This window comes from Acidaminococcus timonensis (assembly GCF_900106585.1).
Classification (GTDB): domain Bacteria; phylum Bacillota; class Negativicutes; order Acidaminococcales; family Acidaminococcaceae; genus Acidaminococcus; species Acidaminococcus timonensis.
The window spans coordinates 1,145,316-1,154,489 of the sequence record NZ_FNWH01000006.1; the positions used below are offsets into that span (position 1 = coordinate 1,145,316).

12 protein-coding genes are annotated in these 9,174 nt (G+C 54.1%); 5 read left to right on the plus strand and 7 right to left on the minus strand.

What is annotated here, in order from left to right; genetic code table 11:
- Nucleotides 1-142 precede the first annotated feature (142 nt).
- The 4 genes from BQ5462_RS11280 to tnpC all read left to right on the plus strand — a co-directional run bounded on the left by BQ5462_RS11280 (nt 143) and on the right by tnpC (nt 2,797).
- Entirely contained in the window at nt 143-289 is a 147-nt protein-coding gene (locus BQ5462_RS11280) for a hypothetical protein (protein WP_159429688.1), read from the plus strand.
- A 46-nt stretch (nt 290-335) separates the two neighbouring features.
- Nucleotides 336-794: an IS66 family insertion sequence element accessory protein TnpA gene (gene tnpA / locus BQ5462_RS09275; protein ID WP_071143043.1), complete on the plus strand. Its 459-nt coding sequence runs from the start codon at nt 336-338 to the stop codon at nt 792-794.
- Nucleotides 788-1,144, plus strand: a complete 357-nt coding sequence (gene tnpB, locus BQ5462_RS09280) for an IS66 family insertion sequence element accessory protein TnpB (protein ID WP_071143044.1) — start codon at nt 788-790, stop codon at nt 1,142-1,144. Before tnpA ends, tnpB begins: the two co-directional genes overlap by 7 nt.
- A gap of 93 nt (nt 1,145-1,237) precedes the next feature.
- Nucleotides 1,238-2,797 (plus strand): IS66 family transposase, encoded by a 1,560-nt coding sequence (tnpC, locus tag BQ5462_RS09285; RefSeq protein ID WP_071143045.1) that lies wholly within the window; start codon nt 1,238-1,240, stop codon nt 2,795-2,797.
- Between the two features lie 336 nt (nt 2,798-3,133).
- Here the strand turns inward: tnpC and BQ5462_RS09290 are convergent, their stop codons facing one another.
- From BQ5462_RS09290 to hydE, 3 genes are all read right to left on the minus strand, one after another.
- Entirely contained in the window at nt 3,134-3,676 is a 543-nt protein-coding gene (locus BQ5462_RS09290; RefSeq protein ID WP_071143046.1) for a hypothetical protein, read from the minus strand.
- Nucleotides 3,677-3,694: 18 nt separating this feature from the next.
- Complete coding sequence (locus tag BQ5462_RS09295) at nt 3,695-3,901, minus strand: DUF1858 domain-containing protein (RefSeq protein ID WP_071143047.1); 207 nt, start codon at nt 3,899-3,901, stop codon at nt 3,695-3,697.
- Between the two features lie 273 nt (nt 3,902-4,174).
- The gene (hydE, locus tag BQ5462_RS09300) at nt 4,175-5,263 is read right to left on the minus strand and encodes a [FeFe] hydrogenase H-cluster radical SAM maturase HydE (protein ID WP_235819616.1); all 1,089 of its coding nucleotides are present in this window, start codon (nt 5,261-5,263) and stop codon (nt 4,175-4,177) included.
- A gap of 359 nt (nt 5,264-5,622) precedes the next feature.
- Here hydE and BQ5462_RS09305 point away from each other — a divergent pair, with 359 nt between their 5' ends.
- The gene (locus BQ5462_RS09305) at nt 5,623-6,516 is read left to right on the plus strand and encodes a LysR family transcriptional regulator (protein ID WP_071143048.1); all 894 of its coding nucleotides are present in this window, start codon (nt 5,623-5,625) and stop codon (nt 6,514-6,516) included.
- 79 nt (nt 6,517-6,595) lie between these two features.
- On the opposite strand, the gene BQ5462_RS09310 is transcribed toward BQ5462_RS09305, so the two are convergent.
- From BQ5462_RS09310 to BQ5462_RS09325, 4 genes are all read right to left on the minus strand, one after another.
- Nucleotides 6,596-6,799, minus strand: coding sequence for a hypothetical protein (locus BQ5462_RS09310; protein ID WP_071143049.1), 204 nt, complete (start codon nt 6,797-6,799; stop codon nt 6,596-6,598).
- An 86-nt stretch (nt 6,800-6,885) separates the two neighbouring features.
- Entirely contained in the window at nt 6,886-7,323 is a 438-nt protein-coding gene (locus BQ5462_RS09315; protein WP_143038049.1) for a carboxymuconolactone decarboxylase family protein, read from the minus strand.
- A 142-nt stretch (nt 7,324-7,465) separates the two neighbouring features.
- A complete protein-coding gene (locus tag BQ5462_RS09320) occupies nt 7,466-8,584 on the minus strand; it encodes a DUF362 domain-containing protein (protein WP_071143050.1) in 1,119 nt (372 codons plus the stop codon).
- Nucleotides 8,585-8,648: 64 nt separating this feature from the next.
- Nucleotides 8,649-9,101 (minus strand): flavodoxin, encoded by a 453-nt coding sequence (locus BQ5462_RS09325; protein WP_071143373.1) that lies wholly within the window; start codon nt 9,099-9,101, stop codon nt 8,649-8,651.
- Between the last annotated feature and the right edge of the window lie 73 nt (nt 9,102-9,174).

Here is a 9,174-nt window from a genome sequence, read left to right on the forward strand (position 1 = left end):
TTATTACAAACGCAAAAAGCCCGTAGAGTTAGGAAACACCTGGCTTTACGGGCTTTTTGTTTAAAAGCATTGAAGAAAATGGGAAAAGCGGTACTTAACTATCATCCTACTGTCCTACTACTAGTGAAGGAGGATGATAACCATGAAGAAAATCCAAGGTCAACTCGTCGACAACCTGCACAACACAGCAAAGGTCATGGAAGCCTTTGCCAACGACTATGCAAAGGCCAAAACCAAAGAAGAACAGGAGGAAATCCTGCGATTCGAGGCTCTATATCGTAAGCGCTAAAAAATCCGGTGTATGGAATTACCACCTTCAGTTTGAGATAATACGGATGTTAAAAATATCGCACGAAAAAAACGAATTTCTCTACAGTGCGCAACGTGTCGTTTTTTTCGAGCCATTTGTGTCACTCATCTCTGGAGGTGGTTTTGTTTTGGGTGAAATTCAACGCATAAAACATCAGAAGGCTCTGGAATACTGGAGCCAGATTCTAAAGGAGCAACAGGAAAGCGGCCTTTGCATCAAGGCGTTCTGTCGGTCACGTCAGATGAGCCATCATGCCATGTATTACTGGATCAAGGAACTGAGAGAGGAAGCGCTGTTGGTCAATCCTCAGGCACCCGCCCGTACTACTCAATTTGCGCCCGTCTCTCTGGCTCAGGAGCAACAGCATTCCTGCGGGAAGATGGTCGTCCACGTGGGCTCTGCTTCTCTTGAAATCCCTGAGGGAACCGCTGCGCCAGATTTGCAGCGTACGCTGCAGGTCCTCAAAGAGGTATTCTTGTGTTAATCCGCAACATCACTGCCGACCATATCTACCTGGCCTGTGGATATACGGATATGCGCAAATCCATCGACGGGCTGGCTGCTCTGGTGGCTGCCCGTTTCCATCTGGATCCCCATCAGCCCGCCCTCTTTCTGTTCTGTGGCAGAAGGAAAGACCGGATCAAGGCTCTCTTGTGGGATGAGACTGGATTCCTGCTGCTGTACAAGAGACTGGAAAATGGCCGGTATCAGTGGCCAAATACTCCAGAAGATTTGGTGGAACTCTCCCAACAGCAGCTCCGCTGGCTCATAGAGGGTCTCTCCATCCATCAGCCAAAAGCTGTGCAGACGGTCCATCCGTCCCTGACCATCTGAAAAAAGTAGGAATAGTAAGTCTGTGGATTTCCTGGATTTCAGTCCTTTCCTCCGGTATAATGGAGACATCATGAAACGAAGGAGACCGGAACCGTGGCCGAAGCAGGGAGAACCGAAGAACAGATCAAGGAACTGGAACAGAAAGTGGAACGTCTGTCCGAGGAGAACCAGAGACTCAAACAACAGCTGCATGCTCTGCGGCACACTGTCTTTGGTTCCCGCACGGAAAAGGCGGAAAAGATTTGTCCGGACCAGCTCAATCTCTTCAATGAGGCCGAAGTGGAAGCCAAACCATCGGCACCGGAACCTGAAATCGAAGTCCCGGCCCACAAACGGCGCAAGAAGCAGAAGCGGGATTGGGCCGAGCTGCTGGAAAAATTTCCCCATGAAGAAAAACTGTATACTCTCCCGGAAGATGAACGGATCTGCAAACGCTGCGGCAGTCCCCTGGTCTCCATGGGCAAAGAGAAAATCCGCACAGAAGTGCAGTTCATCCCTGCCCAGGTCAAGATCATCGACATCTACCGGGAATCTTTCCAGTGCCTGGAATGTCGGAAGCAGGAACATTTTGTGGTTGAGAAGCCTCAAGTGCCTCACAGCGTCCTGCAGAATTCCATGGCCACAGCATCTGCCGTAGCCCATGTCATCGTCCAGAAATACCAGATGGCCGTGCCGCTCCACCGTCAGGAACAGGAATGGAAGAATATCGGCCTGCCGCTTTCCCGGGCAACCATGGCCAACTGGATCATCCGGTCTTCCCAGGACTGGCTGGCTCCCCTGGTCAGTGTCATGAAGGCAGAGCTGCTGAAGCAGGCGGTGATCCATGCGGATGAAACTCCGGTCCAGGTGCTGAATGAGCAGAACCGGAAAAACACCACCAAGTCCTTCATGTGGGTGTATACCAATGGGGAATATGAACAACTGAAAAAGATACGGATCTACCAGTACTGCCAGGGCAGGAGCGGTGAGTTCGCCAGGAAATTCCTGGAGGGGTATCAGGGAATCCTGCAGACTGATGGGTATGCAGGATATGAGAAGGTCTCCTGCAAAGTCCATGCCCTGTGCTGGGTGCATGCCCGGAGGAAGTTCGTCGAAGCCATCCCAGCCGACATGCCCAAGGAAGAGGTTGCCCAGACCACCTGCGGCCAGGCCATCCAGAAACTGGGGGAAATCTTTGCCGAAGACAAGAAACTGGCGGAACTGGATCCAGAAAAGCGGAAAGAAGAACGTCTGCGGCTTGAAAGAAGCAAGCTGGAGGCTTACTTTGCGTGGCTGGAAACGAAAATGGACGAACAACCGAGCCTGAAGTCGCCGCTGGGCAAGGCTATCCAATATATTCTCCTCCACAGGAAGCAGTTGAGCGCCTACCTGGAATATGGAGAAGCTGCCATGACGAACAATATCTGTGAACGGGCCATCCGGAACTTCACCATAGGCCGGAAAAACTGGTTATTCAGCGCTTCTCCCAAAGGAGCAGAAGCCAGTGCCACGATTTACAGCATCATCGAGACCTGTAAGGCCAATGGCCTGGAGCCATACACTTATCTGACCTACCTGTTCGAGAAGCTGCCCAACATGGATTTCAAGATCCATCCGGAACTGCTCCAGCAGATGATGCCCTGGTCTGAAGAAGTACAGAATATATGCAAGTAAGCAATAGGCCCTGCCGGCTTTAGTCGGCAGGGCCTATTGCTTTATATGTTGTACACCTGATGATTTTGCGGTTACTCTATATCTTACTGACCGTGCAAAACATCTGGAAGAAATAGCCCGATACCTCGATGCCGTTGCCGATTTCCAGTAACTCCTATCCCCGTGCCTTATGGTGCGGGGATTTTCCTGTTATGTATAAAAATAAATACCCAGTGCATAATATACACGGGGTATTTTTATGAAATTTTTTCGCCCAATTTCAGCCCAATTTCAGCCCAATTTCACGGGCTTTCCAGCCCATGAACCTAGGCCTGGCGCGTGTTTCCGGGTTTCTATTTACATCATCATCTGCATCATGGCGTCCCGCAAGGTGTAGTATACGGACGGGTTCACATCGGCTTCTTCCCAGAAACCGCCGTGCAGGTCATCGGTCTGATCCCAGGCGAAGGCATCCGGATCCTGATCCACCACCATATTCACCCGGTCGCAGGGCATGCCGTTCAGGAAGGCATCTTCGAAGGCCCGGTAGATGGTGGAAGCATCGGCGTCGGCTTTCAGGGCACGGGTACGGCCGAATTCCAGGGCCAGCTGTTCCAGCTGGGGCAGCAGATTGTCGTTATGATGCAGCAGGGCACCGGCCAACTGGGCATAACGGCCTTCGGCATCGTGGATGCGGCCCTGCAACCAGCCATGGATGTTCATGGTATCGATCAGTTCGTCCAGAGGACGGGTTTCGTTGTTCACATAGCTTGCGGCGGGTTTGTCGCCGGTGTTCCAGTGGTTCTTTTCAGCGGCATCAGCCAGAGCTGCAATGAAAGCTTCCTGCAGCTGGATCTTGCCGTACAGCCAATGATGGATGGGTCCCAGAAATGCGCTCATGTTCGTTTCCCCCTTCGCTTACGCCTTGGCGATGGCTTCGTTGACGGCGGCTACGACGGCTTCCGGATCCAGCCCATGGACGAAAGCGGCATCCTGCAGGGATTCCATCTGGGAAGAAGGGCAGCCCAGGCAGTGCATGCCCACGCCCAGCAGAGCCGGGATGGCTTCCGGATGTTCTGCACAGATTTTACCCACCAGCATATCTTTCGTAACTTTGTTTTCCATAATGATTTCCTCCTTATATGTACCCGTTGTGGTTTCCAATTCTCGGAAGTGTGTGGTTTCCTATGATTGGGAAGTGTTTGTTTATCGCTTACAGTGGTAAGTATAAGGGAGGAATAAAAAAAGTTCCGTTGTTTAAACAACGGAATGAATTTTATTTGTGTCCCCCTGAAAGGGGGAAAGGGCCCGCTTGCGGGTAGGGGGTCTCACACCAGGTGTATGACCCATCCACCATCCATGCGGATGGTCCCCCTTCCCTTTCAGGGAAGGACAAATTTATTCTTTTGTCTCAGGTTCTGCCACTGCCTCCGGCTCCTTGTCCTCCACCCTGTTGGGGTACAGCATGGAGTCCCCTCTGCCCAGGGTCATTTCGTAACCGTAATGCTTCAAATAGCGGTACATGACCTCGATGGTGTGGAGCAGCTTCTTCCGGGCATCCTGGTTCAGGGAGTCCGGATCGGCCGGAGGCAGCATGGGCATGCGCAGCACGTTGGCACCGCTCTGGACGCTGAGGATCTGGCCGTGGGCATGGATCCTCCGGATGGCCCAGGGTGCCACGATGTTGGCCCGGGGAAACAGGATCCGCAAAATGGCTGTGAGCCGCAGGTACTCTTCCAGGGCCATGCGCCTTTCCTGGCGGAACGGTGTACCGTCCTCAGGCAGGAAGGGTGTCAGGGTGATGTTGTGAGGTGCCAGTTCCTGGAGCAGTGTCAGGTCTTTCACCAGATAGTCCACCTGTTCATAGGGAGCCCCTACCAGGAATCCTGTATCCGTCTCATACCCCAGATCCTTCAGATCGTTCACACAGTCGATCTTGGTGGAAAGGGAATGGGTGGGGGGATGGAGCCGACTGAAATGGAGAGGGGCCGAGGTCACGAAGCTGAGGAAGTACCGCTGGGCCCCGGCCTGGTGCAGCCGATGGTAGGATTTCTTCGTCCGTTCCCCCACAGAAAGGCCCAGGGCGCAGTCGGGGAATTCCTGCTTCAAGTTGGTCAGGATATTGCACAGGATCATATCCGTATAGTAATGATCCTCTCCCCCTTCCAGCAGAAAGGATCGGATCCCCAGCTCATAGCCCAGGGCGCAGGCCCCCCGGATCTGTTCCCAGTTCAGCCGGAAGCGGTGGAGTTCACCGTTCTCCTCCCGGCGGGGGCAGTACAGACAGTTCTGGGGGCAGTGGTTGCTGAATTCCAGCACGCCCTGGAAGTACACCCTGCGGTGGAACACATAGTTCATGGCCTCCTGGGCACCCCGGAACAGTTTATCCCGCAGCAGAGGGTCCTCCGTCTGGAGCAGGGCCTTATACTCCTCGTCCGTGAGTACGGAATATTCCTTCAGCTTGTCCACCAGATCCACAATGCCCACCCGTCCTTTCGATGCGTCAGTTAGATATATTTATTATAAAGCCTAACTGCCGGCCTTGTCCACACCTCCAAATTGTGTCCCCCTGAAAGGGGGAAAGGACCCGCTTGCGGGTAAGGGGTCTCACACCCGATGTGCGGCTTACGTTTGATGGTAAACCCCTCCACCAGCCATTCGGCTGGTCCCCCTCCCCTTTCAGGGGAGGACAGAAAACACATACCATATGGACAATTTACGACGGTGAGGACTTTTTCCGTGGCCTCCAAATATTGACATTCCTACGATTTCTTATTATTCTTATGGCATAAATATTTTGCATAATATCTTGCTTGTCATACATGCCCAGTGAAAGGAGCGTCCTTATGGAAATCCGCACCCTGAAATATTTCCTGGCGGTGGCCCGGGAACAGAACATGACCGAAGCCGCCAATTTGCTGTTCGTCACCCAGCCCACCCTGTCCCGCCAGATGGCCGACCTGGAAAAGGAACTGGGCAAGAAGCTGTTCATCCGCAGCAACCGCAGCACCACCCTCACCGAAGAAGGGATGCACCTGCGCCAGCGGGCCGAAGAAATCCTGGCCCTGGTGGAACAGACGAAAAGCGAGATCAAGGATGAAGATCTGGATCTGACCGGCTGCATCCGCATCGGGGCCGGCATCACCTATCTGGTCCACTATCTGACGGATACCTTCGCCGACCTGCGCAAGGAGAATCCCCACCTGACCATCGAAATGATCACCGGCAACGCCGACATCATCCAGGAAAAGCTGGAACACGGCCTGCTGGATTTCGGCCTGTTCATCCAGCCCTTCAACGTGGAAAACTACAATTATCTGGAGCTGCCGGGCAAGAACCGGCTGGGCATCGTCACCAGCATCCACAGCCCCTGGGCAAAGCTGGATGCCGTCACCCCGGAAAACATCCTGGGAATCCCCCTCATGACCTCCTCCCGGCACAACAACCGGACCTTCGACCTGGAAGGCTGGTCCAAGGGCAAGTTCTCTGTAGAGAAGCTGAACATCGTGGGCACCACGGACCTTTCCTGCAACACCAATCCCCTGGTCTTCCAGCAGGTGGCCAACTTGCTGTGCATAGACCGGCTGGAGCACCACGAATCCCCGGAATTGAAATTCATCCCTCTGGAGCCAGCCTACGAAGTCTCCAGCCTGGTGGCCTGGAAAAAGTACCGCCTGCTCAGCCATTCCAGCCAGGTATTCCTGGAACGACTGAAGGAGAAAGTCAATCCAGAAAAATAATATCAAAAGAACCTGTCCTGTTTCCAGGGCAGGTTCTTTCCTTTGGCTAGAGACTAGTGACTAGTGACTCGAGACTGTTTCAAGCTTGCTTCTCCAACTGGTACAGCAGATAATCCAGGTTCGTCAGCCGTTCCTGTTCCCGGTGCACCTTTTCCAGCAGGCAGCGCCGGTATTTCCGCAGCTCCAGGGTCTGCTGCTGTGTCCCCTCCAGCTGCTGGACTTTCCGGATGACCTCATCCGGGCATCCGGCAGCCTCCAGATTCTCACGGAGTTTTTCGTCCATACCTGTTACCTCATCTTGATCTTGTTCTTTTCTTCAAAATTTGCCTGTGGCAAATTTTCTCCTTCGGCTGGTGACTAGTGACTGCCTCAAGCTTCGTACACTTCCTTCGCCAGCCGGAATGCTGCCCAGGCTTTGGGCCAGCCGGCGTAGAAGCCCAGCTGGGTGATGATCTGGACCATTTCTTCCTTCGTCACGCCGTTGTTCCTGGCGGACGTGATATGGTATTTCAGAGAACTGTCCGTGATGCCCTGAGAGATCAGAGCGGATACGGTGACGATGCTGCGGTCGTGCAGGCTCAGTTTGTCGTTGGCGCTCCACACTTCACCGAACAGGATGTCATCGTTGTAGCGGGCAAAGTCCGGGGCGAATTCCCCCAGCACGTCTCTGCCTGCGGTTTGCACGATTTTGACCGGTTTCTTCGTTTCATTTTCCATGGCTGCTGCCTCCCCAAAATGTATGCCCATACAAGTCGTCATGACCAGGGCCAGCGCGAAGCCAGCAAATTGTTTCAAGCGTTCGTCCATCATGATTCCTCCTTCGGGTTATCTCTTGGGTGTATCATAGCAAATCCGGACAGTCATGTTAAATGCTTATCGTTTATCCATGGAAATAGGAAAAATGTATGAAAAAATGATGTGAAAAATCATACCTCTTCTCAGCTGTTTTTTATCCCTCGAAGGGTTTTACGTCCTTCACCGCATCCGCCAGTGTCAGGGGCTGGCTGCCATGGTCCAGGTCCAGCAGCACATACCGGTCGCAGCCCATGCCCAGTTCCTTCATGTAGCTCAGCTGGCGCAGTCCGTGGCGGCTTTCCATCCGTTCCACCAGGGCGTGGCGATCTTTTTCCGGCAAGGCATAGACCAGGTCGACGGAAGCCTGGTCGGCCGCCAGGATGTCCGTGGACGCCAGGATACCGATGTTGGGCGTCACCACGGGCTGGGCCCCGGTCCCTTCGCAGTCACAGGATACGGACATATTGCGCAGCACATTGATGTAGGCGATGTGATTGCCGAAATGGTCCGCCGTGGCCTTGGATGATTCCGTCAGCCGTTCCATGAATTCTTCCTTGTCGATACCCCACTGGCTGCCGCCCTCGCCGGAATGGATCATCTTCTTGCCAATGCGGCCGTCGGCACAGCCGATGCCGATGTTCTTGTCGGAGCCGCCGAAACCGCCCATGGTGTGCCCCTTGAAATGGGTCAGCACCAGCAGGGAATCGTAGTTCAGCAGATGGGAGCCCACGGACATTTCCGTGAACCACTTGCCCCCCTTGACGGGCAGCATGGTGGTCCCCTCTTCATCCAGGATATCCACCGGCGCGAAATCCCAGCCGTTCACGGCCAGGGTCTTCCGGTGTTCTTCCGTGGTGTACCGGGCTCCGCCGTAATAGGTATTCGTTTCCACGATTTTCGCGCCGGGCAGACGGGCTTCCATGAGCTGCTTTACCCAGGGCCGGGGAATGATGTTGGGGCCATGGGGCTCGCCTGTGTGCAGTTTGATGCCCACTTTGCCGGTCATATTGCCGGCAACGGTCTCATAAATCTTCAGCAGGCCGGCCGCCGACAGGTCCCGGGTGAAGTACACCACGGATTCATTGCCCTGCCGTTGTTCCGGCGGAATGTATTTGTCACCGCCCGTACCGGCCACTTTTTCCTTGCCGGTGGCGGAGCTGCCGCCGCCCGTCAGCTGTGCCGAAGAAGCCGTCTGTTTTGAAAAGCCACAGCTGCTCAGGACCAGGGCCAGTGCCCCCAGTCCGGACGTCTTCAAAAATTCTCTGCGGTCCATAAGGGATCCTCCTTTTCAAAAATGCCGAAAACGGAGCTGTGAAATCAATCCACAGCTCCTATTCTTACGCCAGGTTCCCGGGAATGGAGCCGTTCAGCAGCACCCCGTTCGTGATGTTCAGTTTCGGGTAGGCCTTGCGCAGGTCCTGGTACGCCTTGGAAATGCTGCTGCCCCCGCTGGTGGCGAACAATACGATGTCCACGCCGGTCAGCTTGTTCTGTTCCAGGAAGCTGCGGATGATGTGGGGCGCCGTGTACCACCAGATGGGGAAGCCGATGTAAACCGTGTCGTACCCCGTCAGATCCAGGCCGTTTTCCTTTAGTTCCGGACGACTGGCCGGATCGTTCATTTCCACCGTGCTGCGGGCCTTTTTGTTCGTCCAGTTCAGGTCCGCATTCGTATATCTATCTTTGGGAGCGATTTCGTACAGGTCCGCCCCCACCACTTCAGCCAGTTTCTTCGCCTTGGCGGCTGTAACCCCGCTGGCAGAAAAATAGGCAACCAGTTTCTTTTTCATCAGGAATTTCCCTCCTCCAGGTTCTTCTGCGTCCAGCATACCAAATCCTTGACACAATGTTAAATGCTTATTG

Bases quoted from the DNA above. Each gene is read 5' to 3' on its own strand.
- BQ5462_RS11280 (WP_159429688.1), top strand. From the start codon at position 143: ATGAAGAAAATCCAAGGTCAACTCGTCGACAACCTGCACAACACAGCA.
- tnpA (WP_071143043.1), top strand. From the start codon at position 336: ATGTTAAAAATATCGCACGAAAAAAACGAATTTCTCTACAGTGCGCAA.
- BQ5462_RS09290 (WP_071143046.1), bottom strand. From the start codon at position 3,676: ATGAGCGCATTTCTGGGACCCATCCATCATTGGCTGTACGGCAAGATC.
- BQ5462_RS09295 (WP_071143047.1), bottom strand. From the start codon at position 3,901: ATGGAAAACAAAGTTACGAAAGATATGCTGGTGGGTAAAATCTGTGCA.
- BQ5462_RS09305 (WP_071143048.1), top strand. From the start codon at position 5,623: ATGGAAATCCGCACCCTGAAATATTTCCTGGCGGTGGCCCGGGAACAG.
- BQ5462_RS09310 (WP_071143049.1), bottom strand. From the start codon at position 6,799: ATGGACGAAAAACTCCGTGAGAATCTGGAGGCTGCCGGATGCCCGGAT.
- BQ5462_RS09315 (WP_143038049.1), bottom strand. From the start codon at position 7,323: ATGGACGAACGCTTGAAACAATTTGCTGGCTTCGCGCTGGCCCTGGTC.
- BQ5462_RS09320 (WP_071143050.1), bottom strand. From the start codon at position 8,584: ATGGACCGCAGAGAATTTTTGAAGACGTCCGGACTGGGGGCACTGGCC.
- BQ5462_RS09325 (WP_071143373.1), bottom strand. From the start codon at position 9,101: ATGAAAAAGAAACTGGTTGCCTATTTTTCTGCCAGCGGGGTTACAGCC.